This is a genomic window from Paenibacillus sp. IHBB 3054 (assembly GCF_051594305.1).
Classification (GTDB): Bacteria; Bacillota; Bacilli; order Paenibacillales; family Paenibacillaceae; genus Paenibacillus_AQ.
The window spans coordinates 62,717-79,811 of record NZ_JBOFBG010000009.1 but is presented as its reverse complement, the minus strand read 5'-3'; the positions used below and the strand labels follow the sequence as shown (position 1 = coordinate 79,811).

Sequence of the window (17,095 nt, the reverse complement as noted above, 5' to 3'; positions counted from 1 at the left end):
AATAATTCCAATTTCTTGACTATCCCTTTGACGCATCAACCGGTCTAAAAGTTTCTCGATTTACTGGTTACAATAAATTAATCCTATTTCCATTCCCAGGCTAAGTAATCAGGGATATGGAAACGCAAAAAAATCCCCGCCACACCTACGGCAGGGATTCATTTCGTGATCCGGCTGGAACGCCCCTTGCAAAGCTACACGACTTCCGGAATTCCAAACGGCTCCTGGAGCGAAGGCCGGCCTACCGGGTAATACCCAAAGCCCAATCCGCTTACCTGCTGCTCCGAGAAGGCGTTTCTGCCATCAATGAGGACGGTGCCGCTCATGGCTGCTTTTACCTCGGCCAGATTGATCTCTTTAAACTGCTTCCACTCTGTTAGCAGGCACAACGCGTCGCTGTCTTTCGCAGCTTCCAGCGCCGAGCTGCACCACTGAATCCCGGAATGATTCCGCAGCCGCCGGAAATTATCCATGGCCACGGGGTCGTATACCTTAGGAGTGGCGCCAAGCTGAATGAGCCTGTCTACGATCTCCAGTGCAGGAGCCTCCCGGACATCATCGGTTTCCGGCTTGAAGGCCAGCCCCCACAGCGCGATGGTTCTGCCTTCCAGGCTGCCCAGTGCCTGATGTAGCTTGCTGATGACACTATAGCGCTGTTCTTTATTGACTTCCACTACTGATTTCAGCAGCTTGAAATCATAATGCACATTGCCTGCGATTTGGATCAGCGCCGTTGTATCCTTGGGGAAGCAGGAGCCGCCATAGCCAATACCCGCTCCCAGAAACGAGGGCCCGATTCGTGTATCCAGTCCCATTCCCTTGGCTACCTCTGTGACATCGGCCTTTACCTTCTCGCAAATGTTGGCGATCTCGTTGATAAATGAAATTTTGGTAGCCAGAAAAGCATTGGAGGCGTATTTAATCATCTCCGCACTGCGGATGTCTGTGATCAATATTCTGGTGTTCAGCGGCTCATGCAGTCCGCTCAGCAGTTCGGAAGCACGCTGGCTGTCCGTCCCGATGATAATGCGGTCCGGAGCCAGCGTATCCCGGATAGCCGTTCCTTCACGCAGGAATTCCGGAAGCGAAGCAATATCGAACGGCCCTTCGTATAACTCGCTCAGCAGCTCACGGACTCTGTCATTGGTGCCTACCGGCACGGTGCTCTTCACGCAGACTACTTTATAACCGTTCATGGCCGCGCCGATCTCCCTTACGGCTGCATCGACGAACCGCAGATCCGCTTCACCGCTCGGCAGCGAAGGCGTTCCTACCGCTATAATCACCAGCTCTGCATCCGACACTGCACCGGACAGGTCTGTCGTGAAGCGGAGCCGGCCCGCCTCCATATTTGTGCAGGACATCTCCCCAAGCCCCGGCTCATAAATCGGAATGCCGCCACTCAGAAGCAGCTCAATTTTCTCCGCATCCTTATCGACACAATACACCTGATGCCCAAGCTCTGCATAGCATACACCTGACACCAAACCTACATACCCTGTTCCTATCACAGTAATGTTCATGTCTCTGCTCCTCATCAAAGTTTTGTGAGCTTAAATAGAAGAACTTATCCCCTGGCTATATCGCCGAGAGCGATCCTCGCCTCCCGCTGCTCCGCCTGTTTGGCAAGTGCCTCTTGCCTGGACAAGGCATGAAGAACCAGCGCAAAGCTGCAGACAAATCTTATCCCCATCCCGATGCAAACGCTCCATGCGGCGCCGGTTGCCCCATAGACCGGGATCAGCAGGAAGGAGCTTGCGATAATGGATAAGCAGGTCAGCAGAAATACCGGAATTTGCAGCTTAATATAACGGGAGACGGTTAAAGCTGCACTGAGGCAGCCTGTCATATACCAGATCGTACTTGCCAGCATGATAATAATGAAGACGTTGTTGTACGCGGCATAATCGGGACTGTAGAGCAGGCTGAGCAGAAACTCACCCATGAAATAGGCAGCGGAAAGACCCGCAAGTCCGAGCAGCAGGCATAGGCCCATGATCTGCAGGAGCAGCCGTTTGAACCGCTGCAGGTTGTCCCGGAAGTAGCGCGACAGCCTCGGACTCGACGCCTGCGTCATTGCATTGACAAAGGTGCCTCCCGCCATCATGATGTAGGCGATCGCAGAATAGTAGCCCAGGGCTTCCTCACCGCCGATATGCTGGAGAAAATAGCGGGGGATACTGCTGTTCAGGAAATCCAGCGCCGCGGTAATGCCCAGCGGCAATACAAGCAGGAGCAGCCCCTTGAGCGTAGACCGCTCCCCTTTCCCGAAATCCTTCCAGAGACTCACCAGGCGGCCCTTCTTCAGTCTCCCTTCCGCCGAAACGATGCGTAGCATGGCAGCCCCGTTCTTCATGTCGTAGAACAAGAGAATCCCTAGCCAGGCAAGCGCAAGCGCTAAAGCTCCGGCGGCAATGCTTTGGGTCAGATAGACGCTTATCCCAAGCACAAGGACAGAGGACACCCCTTTTAGAATCATGGATTTCCCGACATACTCCATCTTTTCATTCCGCTGGAATAATCCGAAATAAATGTCCGAGACGGATTCGACCATTTTGGCTGCGCAGACGAACCAGACCACAAGAAGCGTATTCAAGGATAGCGGAATGAATGCAGTAACAGCGAGAATGAGGAGGAATACAGCCGTCATCGACAGCAGCCTGAGTGTTAAATATTGCTGGAATGAATACTGGTTGTTGGCATCGGTAGCCTGGAAATCACGAAGCTGGAAATTTGCAAACAGAATGACCGGAGCCGTAATTGACAGAGCCAGCACATACTGGCCGACCATGGCCGGGCTTCCGAGCTTCGCCAGCAAAACCACCATCCCCCATTGGGATAACGAATAAATTAAATTTCCGGTGAACAGCCACGAAAAGTTTTTGCCGGAGGCCTTCTTCATCATTCTCATTGCTACTCTCCTTTAATGGTGCAGCCTTTCAGCTCGTGAATCGTTCTTTGAAATACACGGCGGGAAATCCGACATGAACCTGGTTCGCGGGGATATCTTTCATCACGGTGCTCCTTGCCCCTGCAACTCCCATTTCATAGATTGTTACTCCGGGGTATACAAAGACATGGCTAGCCACCCATGCTCCGTCTTTTAGCTCTATCGGTTTCGTAATGAGACCGAAATGGGGATCATTCAGCTTATGGCTGCCTGTACATAAATAGGCGTTCTGGGATATCACACAATGGTCGCCGATCACAATGCTGTCCAGACTGTACAGCTCCGCATGGTCTCCAATCCAGGAATAATCACCGATCTTGACCTTCCAGGGATACGTGAACTTCGCCGAAGGCCTTATCCTTACCCCTTTGCCTACCTGTGCGCCGAACAGACGCAACAAAGCGCTGCGGAAGCCGTGCATATTGTGCAGCGACACTCTGAACACGGTTGCCTGTATCAGCCACCACAGCATTACTACAGCGCCGCTTCTCCCTCTAACGAACCAGGATTGATCATACTTCGCTAAGTTCATCTTCATTGTTCAGACCTCATCCATAATTAGTTCCAACCGCTTTAGATAGTCCGCTTCCTTATACCTGCGTAGAATCTTACTCCGGTTCTCATCAGCCATTTGCTTCATTCCGCTCCGGTCCTGAAGCAGTCCGGCGATGACTCCGGCAATCGCCTCCGGCGACTGCGGTTCGATCAGAAAGCCGTTCTCCTCGGATACGATGTCGGGTATGCCGGCATGTTTCGTCGAGATAATGGCCAATCCGTTGCCCATTGCTTCAATTATGGAGATCGGCTGTCCTTCATTGGGATAATAGGTCGGAAGCGCAAAGATATCGCAGCGCTCCAGCAGCCGTTTCTTACGCTCCCCGGTTACCAAGCCATGATAAGACACTTTATCCTGCAGCCCATTCTGCTGAATGTAGGCCAGGAACTCCTCCTCATCCTCCCGATTGAAGAAGCTGCCGGCAAAATGAAAATGAATGTCCCGGTCCTTGAGCCGTTCCGCTGCCATCAACAGATCGAAGTATCCCTTGCTCTTAATGAAATTGCTCAGGTATACCACCTCAAGCGGTTTTTCGGTTTCCATCAGCCTGAAGATTTTGCTCTCGTATTCCCATGAGGTTAAGAGCTGGCTGTCCTCAATGCAGTTCTCGCAAATTCTAATTTTCCCGGCATCGACAATCCCGGCAAACAGGCATTCCAGACTTTTGCTGAGGACAATCATCACATCCACTTTCGCGAGCAGTTTCTTGTTGATGGCCCGCTGCAGGGGATTAAACTGGCTGTACAGCTGTCTGAAGTAGCCGCCGTGATAATGAATGACCACTTTTTTGCCCTTCCTGAACAGATTGGCCAGAATAAACATATCCCGCAGATTGCCCCACTTGGATTGTGAAATGGTAAAGTAAAAAATATCTGTGTCCTGGCGGTTGATCTTGCTCATATGAGCAGCAACTTTCTTATTGTCCTTGATATCCACATGGGTAAGTTCGTATTTTTCGTTAAAAAGCCGGGAATTCAGAAGTGTCTCGAGTGCTTTGGACAATCCGTGCACAGGCGGGGGAAATTGGCCGATAATGCAGATTTTCTTCATTATGATCACCTTCATTGTCACTTGGGATAATGTTCTGACCTCCGCAGCTGGACCCACGGGCCCGAATGCATCTTAGCCATCTTTCTTTTATTCTCTGTGCTCTCCGCCTTGCCAATCCGCAGCCGGGACACCTCCTCGCTCTGCAGAATAGCCACCCAAAAGAGCACCTGGATGAAGGCAAAAGAATCAAATTGCAGAAGCGAATACAACAGCAGGACGACCATCAGCTTCGGGAAATTGCCCTTGTGGCTGAGCCTTACTAAAGAGAGCAATAATAAAATCAGCATAATCCCCAGCAGGCCGAATTCCGACAGCAGCCGGGTGTACATGTTATATTGCGGGAGGGTCAGATTGTATTTAGCGTCCCTAAGCTCCTCGTTCTCTTCAAGGGTATCAGCGGGAATATGGTCCAAATTATGCATAAAGCCGTAATAGTAATTCCCCATTCCATACCCGAACCACGGCTTATCGAGAAAGGATCGAAAACCCAGGCTGGAGTAAGTGCTTCTGATGCTGAATGAATTATCTTCCGTAATACTGGCAGGATCCTCATAGATATGCAGAATACGGTAGTAATGATCGGATTTTAATTGAAAGAGATTGTTAACAAACACGATATTCAGCAGAACAGCAGCAGCCGCAAGGTACATCATAAACTTCATGAATAACATCAGGAACTTTTCGGGCTTGCTGGTAACAATGACATACACGACCACAAAAAACAGCAGATCCAGATAATAACGGATAGACAAGGAGAGCAGCGATAACGGGATAAAGATCCATAACAGCACTTTGTCGGATTTCGTTAAATAATTGTATTTCTTCAGGATGAGATAGGCCGGGAACAGCAGCAGATTGGTATGAAGTCCGATGTAGGATGGTTCCGAGAATGTAAAATGCATCCGTCCTGCGGTGACGTAAGAATCCCTCTGGACGAAAAAACCGATTACACTGCTTAGCGCGCCGCTATGAAAGGCATACATATATACAAGCTGGAGCAGACCGATTATGACGGCCAGCCAATATCCTCTGAACATCCAGCGGAACAAGGTCAGGAATGAATCCTTGCGGTGTTCGCTCGAATGTACATATATTCTGAAGCTCAGATAGATGATAATGCCGGCGGCCAGAGAAACCACTGCATCCTGAAGCCCCGCAAAGGAGTAATTGTTCTGCAGGCCCAGGATTGCGGAGATCAGGACTGCCGATACCAGAACGATAAAGATCCAGATCTCCTTTCTCTGGAACTTCATCCGGATCAGTACCGGAATCTTGAGTACACAATACAGTACGATAAAAATCAGAGAAACCGGCTTGTATGCTCCTCCGAACATATAGGGGAAATTGTCCAGCGGGAGCAATGCAAAAGCGAGATAAATGAAAGCATTCATAGCTATTCTCCTGTACCCTTCTTCTAGTAGATAAAGCGTCCGGCATTTTTGCGGTTGACGTTGCTCAGGACGGCTCCAAGCACCCGGGCCTTAACCAGCGCCAGACTCTCTCTGGCCTTAAGCGCGGCGCCATTCTTCACCTTGCCCGGCTTGACTACCAGCAGGACGCCGTCGCACTGGGCCCCAATGATCTGGGCATCGCTGTAGGTCAGCAGTGCAGGGGTATCAATCAGGATAAGATCGAACTTCCCGCTAAGCTCAGCCAGCAAATCTTTCATCCGCGGCGAGGTCAGCAGCTCCGCAGGGTTGCCGGAGAGGGGTCCGGCCGGGAGCAGCGTCAATGTTCCGTCAAGCACGGGCACAAGCACATCCTCCAGCAGAGCCTGGCCATTTAGAACTGCGCTGATTCCCGGGTTTTGCTCTACATTAAATATGGAGTGCTGGGACGGGCTGCGCAGGTCCGCATCGATCAGCAGCACTTTTTTCCGGCACTGCGCGTAAGCCATCGACAGGTTGGCGGCAGTCGTGCTTTTGCCCTCGCCGCTTAATGCCGAAGTAATCATGAGCGTCCGGATGCCTTCATCCTGGTGCGAATAATCAAGAGTAGTCCGCAGCTTGCGGTAGGCCTCGGCAGCCGGGGAATCCAGACTGGGATCCGCAATCAGATAGTGCTTAGACTTCGAACGTGACATTCTTCTTCCTCCTCGTCGGCTTGGCTGTATTTCTCGGGGCTGCCACCCGGTCCCGCTGGGTAATCGCCGGAACTGCCGAATACGTAGAGAGACCGAGCACTTCGCGGATATCCGCTTCCGTCTTGATCGTATCGTCCAGGTAATCGAGCAAGAACATAAGCCCCGTTCCGATCATCAGGGACAGAACTAGCCCGATAATCATATTGAGCAGCGGCTGCGGTGATGTGGGATCTGGAGTATCCGCCGGATTGGCTTCACTGAGGACGCTGATATTATCTATTTTCATCACCTTGGGCACTTCTGACTGGAATATGGCAGCCACTGCATTCACAATTGCAGCTGCCTGAGCGTAAGAAGTATCCACTGTCTCCAGGGACATCACCTGGGATTCCTCGACGGCGGATACAGTTACCTTCTTCAGCATTTCATCGGATGTGAGGCCAAGCTGAGGATACTGCTGGACGACCAGATTCATGATCCTCGGCGACATGATGATCTCCTTGTAGGTCGCTATCAGCCGGATGTTGGAGTTGATGGTGCTTAGATCCAGCTTACCGCCAAGCAGCTCAACCTCCTGCTTGGGGGTTACAATAAGCTTCGTTGACGCCGTATACTGCTTCTCGGTGTATTCATACGTGTATATCCCCGTGGCGGTAGTAATCACAACAACAAGCAGGACCAGCAGCCATAATCGCTTTCGGATTACGGTCCAATACTGTTTTAACTCCACTCAAATTCCTCCATTCGAATTATTAGAACGAATAACAAAATAATAATTATTCAATACGCGACCCACAAGACATAAATTATTGCTTTAACCCGTTTCCATGCCTCTTTACATGCCCATTTTCACCATTCCGCAATTTCAGACAGTCTCTAAGGCTCTCAAAAAATACCTCAATAAGAGTATTTGTCGACTCAATTATATTCGTTTCGAATAACATTGTAAACAAATAAAAATTTTCAGTTTTACAGCATGCTTTCCAGCATAAACAGTACGTCGGATCGTATGGCTGCAAGCTTCCTCCTGCTGGCAAGGCTGTCAGAAGCATGGCTGCCGAGGAACAGCTGAATGCCCGGCTGTGCAGATACCGGCCGCAGACCATACCAGGACCCGTCCTCCATTATAAATTTGAGCGCGTCATACCGCGGCATATCCAGCGCCAAATGTTTGCCTTTGGCCAGTTGGATATGCTCCCGGGCCCGGAAGTCATACAACTGCTCAACCTTTAATCCGCCCACTACTCTTAACGCATCCTTGCTCAGCCGCCCCATGATAAAGCTCACCCTCTGCCGGCCTTCAAGTCCGCGGTATGTAAGCTCTATCCTGTCATCTGCGAACCAGCCGTGCTCCGCATACAAGTCCAGCAGCTCTTTGCCAAGTGTTCTGCCCCTGGACTTAAAATAGGCTGACATCTCGGCAATCAGCACAGCATACTGAATGGCGTCACTGCCAGCAATGGAGCCCCCGACCGCAAATCCGCCGTCCTCATCGTAACCGAACAGAAAAGGGAGATTGCCCGATCGGCAAAATTTCCCCAGCGATGCCCCTCCGCCAAAACCTCCGGTAACATTGATCGTCTTAATCCCCTCTTTTCGGGCAATGGCCGAGGCAAGATCACTTGTAAAAAAAGACTTAAGCAGCACTCCACCGGCAGTGCTTCCCCCTCTGTTGTTCTTTTGCCGCAAAAGATAGTGGAGAAGAAGCGCCGCCGTTTCACTGTGGCTTAATACAAGATACTTGCCCATTTCCGTCTTAATGGACAAGGCCAGCTCACTATACTGCGGGTTGAACGCCAGAATCAGATCGGCATTCATCTCCGCAGCCGCCTCATTTGCCAGCCGCCAATCGTACAGCTCAAAGTATTGGGAGGACGACTTCGCGCTCTGCAGCTTCGGGTCCTGAACGACATGTACCGAGGTAAAGCCGGAACGCAGAAGCGTGCTGCGCAGCAGTCCTGCCTCCCCCTGCCCCGGCTGGATATAAAGGATACGCACAGAAGCGCCCATGATTTGATTGATTTCCCGGGAGACCGGAATCCGGTCCACATCTTCCAGATAGGCGCTGGCGACTTCCTCCCCGGTAAAGACGAGCCTGCCCGTACGGGCCGCCTCCTCTACATTCATCAATCCGATATGAAGCCCATCTTCCCACTGCTCCATGTAACGGGCCAAGCGCAGGTTGGTCTCCGTCTCTACCGGCATTCCATGCTCATCATAAAGGGTGCAGCCGCTGTAGCCGGAGGCCTCCCCCCCGCTCGACATGAGCAGCCCTCCGGCAGCATGTAAATACCGTACGGCGAAGGCCAGTTCACCTGCGGGAGAAGGCTGGCGGAACAGATAACATTTCACCTCATGATTCGCCAGAACGAGCGCCGCCTGCTCCGCAAGCCCTTTGGAAAAGGAGGTTGAATCATAGCCGATGGCTATGCCTCTCTGCCCGGCGGCAAAACCGCGGCTCTTAATCTCCTCAGCCAGTCCCCGGCAAACGCGGCGGATCGTAAATATATTCATCCGGTTCGTTCCAACCCCGGTAATTCCGTAAATGCCATGATCCTCAAGCTGCAAATCTTGATAGAAGCGGTCGATAATTTCCGCAGACTTCAGCTCATTCAGCTCTTTGCTGAGATAAGCGGGCAGCTCTGCATTTTTCCAGCGGTTATAACGCCTCTGAACGATTTCCTCCAGCTGATCGGCGATTGCATGCATGTGTTGGCCTCCTTTGGGTTAGGATGATTCGACTATTCAGGAGGTTTTGAAGCAATGCTGTGACATCTCATCCCATGTAGGATACAGCTCGAGCATCCGGTTAGGTTCCCGTACCTGCCCGCTTTGGACCACTATCATCTCCAGGTCGGCAGAAGCTCTGAGCGTATGCAATGTCTTCATCGGAATATGCAGGACATTGCCCGGGCCGATTAGCATGAAATTCCCGTTCTGCACAAACTCTGCCTCTCCCTTAATAATGGTCCAAACCTCTTCCCGGCTGGTGTGCATCCGGTAACTGAGACTTTTGCCGCCAAGAATGCATACCCGTTTGGTAACGGCACAGCGTCCGTCCTCATACGACTGGTCATCCAGTATTCTTACCCAGCCCCATTGACGCTCTTCATACATCGGTCCCTGATTATAATCAATGTAGTCCTTGATTCTCGGGCTTTCGCTCTTGTCTGTGACCAGAATCCCGTCCGGGCTCACCGCCACGACAATATCGGATAAACCGATAATGGATACAGGGATATCAATCTCATTGATCAGATGGGTGTTGCTGCAATCCCCGCTGATCGTTCCTCTGCCGATTTGATTGTTTTTCATCTCTTCTGTAAGAGTGTTCCACGTCCCGAGATCCTTCCAGTAACCTTCATAGGGAACCACAGTGATATGGGCTGCCTTCTCTACCACTTCATAATCAAAGCTGATCTTGGGCAGTTGGTCATATTGCTCCGACAGCTCCTCATAGTTCACAGGCAAGCCTTGCCCGCTCAATATATCAATAAGATAGCCGAGCCTAAAGGCAAACACTCCGCAGTTCCACAGGGCGCCCTGGGCAATCAGGTTTTTGGCCTCCTCTTCCTGCGGTTTCTCACGGAAATGGCTGACTTTCAGGCTGCCGCCGGAAGAATCCGCGCCGCTTTCAGGGATGATATAGCCGTATTTGGAAGAGGGATACGTGGGCTGCACGCCGATCAGTGCAAGATCCGCTCTCGTTGCCGACACAACCTCCTCCAACTGCTTGACGGTATCAAAAAAGCGGTTTTCCACAAACGGGTCCACCGGAAGAATGGCGATCACTTCATCCGGATCTACTCCGATGAAGGAATACAGATAGGCCGCTGTAAGCGCGATGGCCGGGAAGGTATCCCTGCGTTCCGGCTCGATAATCAGAGGCACATGCGGGCCGAGCTGGCTGTGCATCATTTCAATCTGCGATTTCCCCGTAGCTACAAACGTGGATGCACCCAGTCCGCTGCGCTCAATCTGCCCCCATACCCTCTGGACCATAGAGACCATTTCCTTCTCTTCGTTCTCCAGTACTTTGAGAAACTGCTTGGAGCGGGAATCGTTGGATAACGGCCACAATCTTTTTCCGGAACCCCCGGACAATAACACCAGCTTCATGAATTCCCCCACCTTTTTATGAGATTTTCAAAGACAGCAGCAGCTCTCTATAACGTTCAAGAGACAGTTCTCTTCTTAAATACTGTTCCAAATAGGCTCTTCCCCGCATCCCGCAGGCCTCCAGCTCTTCACGATCCCATTCATATAAAGCCAGCACGCTGCGGACAACCTCCTCATAACTGTGAGGCTCGACGAGAAGACCGCAGTTGCTTTCCCGAATCAGGCGGTACGCCTCACTTCCGTTCTCAAGGACACCAAGCACCGGCTTGCCTGCAGCCATAACCCCGTAGATTTTACTGGGAACGGAGACACCCTTGATTCCCTTCTGATTGACTACCAGATGTACATGGGCAGCGTTCAGGGAATACACCAGATCCTCTTTCGGCTGGTAAGGCAGAAAATAGACCTGCGAGAGTTCGTGCTCCGCCACATATTCCTGCATTTTGGCTTTCACCGCTCCCTCTCCGATAAAGACGAAGGCGAGATTGTCGAGATGACGGAAGGCTGCCGTCTGCTTGATCAGGTTCTCCAGATCGTAATAGAGCCCGAGGTTTCCGGAATACATCACAATGAATTTATTCTGCAGGCCATGCTTCTCGAGGAAGCCCTGGACCTGCGGATGCTCCCTGCTTAAGGGAATAATCTCCTGTTCATTGGTCCAATTGTTAATGACGGTATTCTCTGTCACCTTCTTGTTGGCAAACCGTCTCAGCAGGGTCTCCTGCATATCCTGGCCTACCGTAATAATGTGATCCGCCAGCTTGCAGTTCAGGGTGTCCACCCACTGGGCAAGCTTCATCAGCCTGGCATTCTGCATGAAGCCGACCGCCTTCGCCTGCTCCGGGTTGAAATCCTGGATATTATAAATATGCTTCGACCGTTTCAGCAGCTTGCCGATCGTTCCGATCAGCCCCCCGAGGATCGGCGGCTGTGAGATCGTATAGATAAAATCCACGTTTCTTTGCTTCAGCACGGCAACAATGGCATAAAAAAAGTAGGTTACGATATATCGCAGCCTACTCCATTTATTCAGCTTATTGACCACAGGAAGACGGATACGGATAATTTCAATATTCTCCAGGTGATCGGTAATGAATCTTCTCTTCTCTGTGTTCGCCTCCCCGGAATAGCCGGGCTGCGAAGCAATGACGGTAATTTGAAAGTCATTCTGCAGATGCAGGCACAGCTCGGTCAGCAGTTGGCCGGTGGAAGCATAATCCGGGTAAAAATAATTGATCACGAACACAATTTTCGGCTTCATAGCCTTGCACCTCTCTCGAAATAATCTTAGCCTTACCTTTTTAATGGCTGGGCCGGCTCGCCATCCGGATGGCCCGGACCACTGATTTGGCATAGGTCGTGGGATGCAGCTTCTTCCACATGCTCAGCTTGATCTTCCGGTCTGCTTTTAAATAGGATACATTGTCGAACAGCCACTGCATCGCTTCATCCATACTGGCCGGGTCCAGAGGATCGGCGATGATCCCGTTCTCCTTGTCGACAATCAGATCACTCGTCACGCCGGCATATTTGGAAGCCAGCACGAAGGTGTTGGAGACAAGTGCTTCGTTGACCACAAGCCCCCACACCTCAATTAGCGAAGGGACCAGCAGGCAGTCGGCCGCCGCCAAATAGCCGGTCAGCTCCTCTTTCTGCTTGTAGCCCTCGAACAGCACCTTCTCTTCCATGCCGTACCGCCGGACCATTTCCTTCAGCTTCTTCTCATCCGGTCCCGTGCCGATAATCCGCAGCCTCCAGTTCTCTTGGTTCAGCCGGGCCAATGACTGGATAGTCTCCTCCAGGCCCTTCCGCTTGATCAGTTGACCGACAAACAGGAGATTCAGCAGCCCCTCCTCTTCCTTATGGGGCTTAACCGCCAGGCGTTTCCGGTAGTAATAGCGGATATCCACCGTATTGAAGCCGACAGCCATTTTCTCATCCGGAATGCCGTAGTGGTTCAGGCATCTGGCTGAGTCCGAGCCATAGGTTACAAAGGAATCCGCCGAACGGAAATACAATCCGCGCACCGCATTCATCGCCCGGTTCTTCACTCTGCTGCTCTCCAGCGTGCTGCCCCACCAGACTACGAACTTTTTACGGAAGAGCTTGGCGTAGAACAAGCTGACCCAATAGCCAATCGCGTCATAGCTCGTGGTGATAATCACATCGGGATTCAGGCGTACCAGCTTAAAGAATAAGCCCGGGTTGATATGCACCCCGAAATCCATACGCTGAATGAACAAATGGAACCCGCGCAGGCAGCTGTACCGGAATCGCATATCCTGATAATCAATATTCCATTCCCGGTTGGCTTCCTTCTCCTCCAGAAACCAGACCGTAAGATCGATATCCTCCGATGCGTCGATCGTGTTATAGACCGGGATACGGTACGGGGCGATCTGATAGGCTATCAATAGTGTTTTTATCATAAGACCCTACCTTTTCTTGATCCTAACGGATGTATTCCAAAGCGGGTTGAACAAGTAATGCCGCCCCTTCGGGTTGTGGTTCCTCTTCGCCCTTGTACGGGGCCATCAGCAACAGATAGAGCAGCGGGGCATCCAGCAGCGGTTGTGAGATCAGCGAAGTCAGAATAATGGGAATGACTGCGAGTAAATACCGCCTGCGGTCCCCGGCAGCAAGCGCCGGTACCAGATAGACAAGCATCGCGAGCAGCACGCCGGCCACGCCGATCATGGAAGAAGCTGCTACCAGGTTGATCCCCGCGTTGGGAATACGGGTGTTGTACATGCCTTCACCGAACGGATTGTTCCCGAGCGCTTCCAGCCCTGCTTCTGTAGCCATGGTACGGTCCGAGATGGAAGCGCCATGCGTTTCCGTCTTGTCGTTGATCCCGATAAACGGGGCGTACATGACCACCACATAGGTTAAGCAGAGCAAGACGACGCCTCTCATCACTTTTTTATTCATAAAGAGATACAGCACAAGGTTGGCGAAGAGAATCGCAAGCCCTGCCGTTGAGAACGAAGCGATAATCCCCAGCAGCAGTGTTCCTTTAATCCATAACCGGTTAAGCCGGATGGACTTCAGATTGAACAATGACCAGATCAGGAACATCTGCAGAATGCCCGATTCCCTGAACAGCCCCAGCAGCCGCGGAAACCGGATACCGTCTACGGTGTAAACGCCGTACATGACGGTGAAGGGGAAGTAGGTCATCCCTGAGGAGGGATAGTCCCCGATTTGGATCCGGAACAACTCCAGCTGCTCCAGGGGAGTCACAAATACAGCCAGCGTGATGGTCATATAGTAGGACGCAATGAATCCAATAAAAATGATCACCATGCTGCGAAAGAAAATATAGTTGGCCCTTGCCTCGCTTAGGATGAAGGCCGCAACGAGAACTACGGTGCAGTTCAGCACTGCCGCTTTCAACACATTCAGCAGGAAGATGGAGTTCATCAGCATGGCGTGGCCTAGCAGGTAGCTGAACAGCAGCAGTACCAGGAACAGCACAAGCCGATGAGGGCCCTGAATGGATATTTTCTTCATGGGATGCACCCGGCAATCAATGAGATGAAACAAAAGGGCAAGCATAGCCGCTGCGATTCCCAGCATGGAGTAGTTCTCTCCCAAAGCCGTGGGCTTGATCAAAAAGGCGGTCACCAGCAGGAATCCGATTTTTAAAACGAACGCCATTTACATTATCCTCCCTCCTACCCGGCAAGCTCCTCGAAATACCGCTGCTCGAAAATACCCGGCGACAGGAGCGCCTTATACTCCGAGCTTTGTGATTTCCGGCGGAGTTCATCCATGTTATGTATGGCATAGACGATTTTGTCGCCAAGATCGCTGATATCCTCCGCCCGGAAGCTGACCCCCAGTCCATAACGCTCAATACAGTACCCGATCTCCCCGTGGCTCGGTCCAATAATCACCTTGCCTCTGGCCGCCGCTTCGGTCAGCGGTCCGCTTTGGCCGGAGAACATTTTGCGGTAAGGCAGCACAATGATGTCCGCCCGCTCGAAATATAACGGCACCTCATGATCCGGAATATATTCCAAACATAGCTCTACCTTGTGCTCCAGTCCCTTGTCACGGATGATCTGCTCCAAATCGCCGCGTGTGAAATCCTGCTCCCTGCCTGCGACGAGGATAGAGAACGGCTGGCCGGTTAGTCTCCCGGCTGCTTCCAATAGCAGGTCAATCCCCTTGTCATACCGCAGGCCGCCGAAGCAGAGTAAGGTCGGCACGAACTCCGCAGCGCCTTGGCTGGCATGGATGTCCGGCGCTTGAACGGTTTCCTGCACTACGGCAGGATGCAGGTTGGGATACACGATAGAGCTTACTCTTGACTGCTCCACGCTGGTCAGTTCCAGCACCTGCTTCCTCAGATAATCCCCGTGAACAATAAGCTTATCGAGATGTTGACGCCGCAGCAGATTCCTCAGCAGCCTGCGCTTGCTCTCTCTTGGCGGATACCAGTGAAGCGTCGCTGTTATTTTCATCCCCCTCAGCGCAGGAATCAGGAACACCAGCGGAATGATCAGCGTATCCAGATATAACAGATGCAGAACGGACTTATGCTTGTAAGCAAAACGCAGCACCTGCAGCAGAAGCAGCGCACGGACCAGCATGGACGGCATATAACGGTGGTACCGCCTTTCCACCGCCCGCTGATAACTGATCCCTGCTGCCTCAAGCTCCGCCCGCCTGTTCTCCTCCAGTCTACTGGAATAGTATGTGACTTCACTGGAGGGCGCCCCCTTCAATACCCCCTTCATCACAGCCAGATTATATTGATAATGATGTCCAGTATTCAGCAAATCAAAGAACAGGTACTTCTTCTGATGATTCTCTTCAGATGCTTTCCATCGTCCCTTCACGAACCGGTTCCCTCCTTTGACCGCTGCCATTCAGAACCACTTTCTCCACGTAATACAGGGAGAAGACAACCAGCGGTATGCCGACAAATTTGCCCAGGCCGATGCCTATGGCACCATATCTCGGGATCAATAGAACAAACAGACCCATTGTCACCAGTGTGGTGAGAAGTGAAATGGCAGTATTAAGCCTGACGTACCCGGTTCCATTCAGACAATAATAGGGGACTACACCAAGTGCACCCAGAGATACCGACAATACCAGCACCTGGAACAGCACATAATGGGCTTCAGCAAACTCCGGGCTGATCCATAGGGACAGAATTGGCTTGGCCAGCACAAATGCTGCCAAACCCGCAGCTCCTACGAATGAAATGGCAATGACCAGTGACTGATGATAGGTCCTCCTGATTTCCCGGCGGTCATCACTCTTGGAAAGTGAACTGAATTTAGGCAGTAAATATCCTCCGGCCGCAGCGGGAATTTCATGGATTTTCACTACCACCTGCATGCAAACCGTGTAGTACCCCAGTACTTTGGCACCCAGAAATCCCCCGATAATCAATTTGTCCATCTGGGCATTCAGCGTGCTGATCAACATTTGGCCCCAGGAATAAATCCCGTAATGAAACAGCCTTCTGAAGCTGTCCCGCTCGAAATAGGGAGCAAATCGAAGTCCGGGAAGCGCCTTGCGTGTAACGAAGATATTGCATACTGCCAGCAGCACCGTAAACACGAACATCCACTGCACCAGCAGATACAAGTCTCCATACATGACGGCCAGTATGGTGAAGCCAATCGAGCTCGCCAGATTGAATACGATATTCACCTTGCTGTTCAGATCGTAACGCTGCTTAGCCATGTAGGCACCGGAAAGAATACCGTTGATGATCCGAATGCCGATGATTCCGCTAAGAAAATAGGAGACGGACAGCACGGTATCCAGCCCTTCCGCCTTCACCAGCAAAGGAAAAATATAAGTGCCGAACAGAAGAAGAAAAAGACTCGCCGACACCGCCAGAATAACCGACAGCGTAAGCGTTACCCGGAAGAGGGCATTAAATCTCTCTTCGCTGTCACTCTCGGAGCCCAGCTTGATCAGCGCATTGCCAAGGCCGAAATTCGATACCGCCAGCACATTAAGCACCGATTGGATAAGAATCCACAGCCCGTACTGCTGATCACCCAGATGCCTGAGCAGCAGCGGCGTTGAAATGAACAGAACGACAGGAGTAATACAATAAGAAAGCAGGCTGTAAATGACGTTATTGAAATCGCGATTGCGTCTCAACCCTGCCAGCCTCAATCTCAGTGCGGTCACAGAGCACTCACCCGCTTTCAGCCTTCACAAGTGGAAACGGCTTCGTCGTCCTCAATAGGACGGTATCCGTTTCAGCGAGAAATAGAAGGATAATTTATAGCGTGAAGCATACAAATTCTTATTTTTGAATAAAGGACGGCAGCGCCGTCCCCTGTTAGATCACCTATGCTGT

14 protein-coding genes are annotated in these 17,095 nt (G+C 51.5%); all 14 read right to left on the bottom strand.

The genetic code is table 11. The annotated features are described in order from the left end of the window. Window positions 1-194 precede the first annotated feature (194 nt). The gene (locus tag ACQ76X_RS12840; RefSeq protein ID WP_438494279.1) at window positions 195-1,523 is read right to left on the bottom strand and encodes a UDP-glucose dehydrogenase family protein; all 1,329 of its coding nucleotides are present in this window, start codon (window positions 1,521-1,523) and stop codon (window positions 195-197) included. A 44-nt stretch (window positions 1,524-1,567) separates the two neighbouring features. Further along, on the bottom strand, window positions 1,568-2,911 hold the full coding sequence (locus tag ACQ76X_RS12835; RefSeq protein ID WP_438494277.1) for a lipopolysaccharide biosynthesis protein: 1,344 nt from the start codon (window positions 2,909-2,911) through the stop codon (window positions 1,568-1,570). 28 nt (window positions 2,912-2,939) lie between these two features. Next, window positions 2,940-3,488 carry a WcaF family extracellular polysaccharide biosynthesis acetyltransferase gene (locus tag ACQ76X_RS12830; RefSeq protein ID WP_038586568.1) on the bottom strand — a complete coding sequence of 183 codons (549 nt, stop codon included), beginning with the start codon at window positions 3,486-3,488 and terminating at the stop codon, window positions 2,940-2,942. A 3-nt stretch (window positions 3,489-3,491) separates the two neighbouring features. Then, window positions 3,492-4,556, bottom strand: a complete 1,065-nt coding sequence (locus ACQ76X_RS12825; protein WP_438494275.1) for a glycosyltransferase family 4 protein — start codon at window positions 4,554-4,556, stop codon at window positions 3,492-3,494. A 17-nt stretch (window positions 4,557-4,573) separates the two neighbouring features. Beyond that, window positions 4,574-5,947 (bottom strand): O-antigen ligase family protein, encoded by a 1,374-nt coding sequence (locus tag ACQ76X_RS12820; RefSeq protein ID WP_438494273.1) that lies wholly within the window; start codon window positions 5,945-5,947, stop codon window positions 4,574-4,576. 23 nt (window positions 5,948-5,970) lie between these two features. Beyond that, the gene (locus tag ACQ76X_RS12815) at window positions 5,971-6,639 is read right to left on the bottom strand and encodes a CpsD/CapB family tyrosine-protein kinase (protein WP_438494271.1); all 669 of its coding nucleotides are present in this window, start codon (window positions 6,637-6,639) and stop codon (window positions 5,971-5,973) included. Further along, a complete protein-coding gene (locus ACQ76X_RS12810) occupies window positions 6,620-7,369 on the bottom strand; it encodes a YveK family protein (protein WP_438494269.1) in 750 nt (249 codons plus the stop codon). The genes ACQ76X_RS12815 and ACQ76X_RS12810 overlap by 20 nt, the downstream gene beginning before the upstream one ends. A 239-nt stretch (window positions 7,370-7,608) precedes the next feature. Beyond that, window positions 7,609-9,348, bottom strand: coding sequence for a hypothetical protein (locus ACQ76X_RS12805; protein ID WP_438494267.1), 1,740 nt, complete (start codon window positions 9,346-9,348; stop codon window positions 7,609-7,611). Between the two features lie 36 nt (window positions 9,349-9,384). Further along, window positions 9,385-10,758: a sugar phosphate nucleotidyltransferase gene (locus tag ACQ76X_RS12800; RefSeq protein ID WP_038586552.1), complete on the bottom strand. Its 1,374-nt coding sequence runs from the start codon at window positions 10,756-10,758 to the stop codon at window positions 9,385-9,387. A gap of 16 nt (window positions 10,759-10,774) precedes the next feature. Beyond that, the gene (locus ACQ76X_RS12795) at window positions 10,775-12,019 is read right to left on the bottom strand and encodes a glycosyltransferase family 4 protein (protein WP_438494265.1); all 1,245 of its coding nucleotides are present in this window, start codon (window positions 12,017-12,019) and stop codon (window positions 10,775-10,777) included. Window positions 12,020-12,059: 40 nt separating this feature from the next. Then, on the bottom strand, window positions 12,060-13,187 hold the full coding sequence (locus tag ACQ76X_RS12790) for a glycosyltransferase family 4 protein (RefSeq protein WP_076109982.1): 1,128 nt from the start codon (window positions 13,185-13,187) through the stop codon (window positions 12,060-12,062). A gap of 22 nt (window positions 13,188-13,209) precedes the next feature. Then, window positions 13,210-14,418, bottom strand: coding sequence for a hypothetical protein (locus tag ACQ76X_RS12785; protein ID WP_438494263.1), 1,209 nt, complete (start codon window positions 14,416-14,418; stop codon window positions 13,210-13,212). Window positions 14,419-14,435: 17 nt separating this feature from the next. Continuing rightward, window positions 14,436-15,605, bottom strand: a complete 1,170-nt coding sequence (locus ACQ76X_RS12780) for a glycosyltransferase family 4 protein (RefSeq protein WP_438494261.1) — start codon at window positions 15,603-15,605, stop codon at window positions 14,436-14,438. Further along, the gene (locus ACQ76X_RS12775) at window positions 15,580-16,893 is read right to left on the bottom strand and encodes an oligosaccharide flippase family protein (protein WP_438494259.1); all 1,314 of its coding nucleotides are present in this window, start codon (window positions 16,891-16,893) and stop codon (window positions 15,580-15,582) included. The genes ACQ76X_RS12780 and ACQ76X_RS12775 overlap by 26 nt, the downstream gene beginning before the upstream one ends. Between the last annotated feature and the right edge of the window lie 202 nt (window positions 16,894-17,095).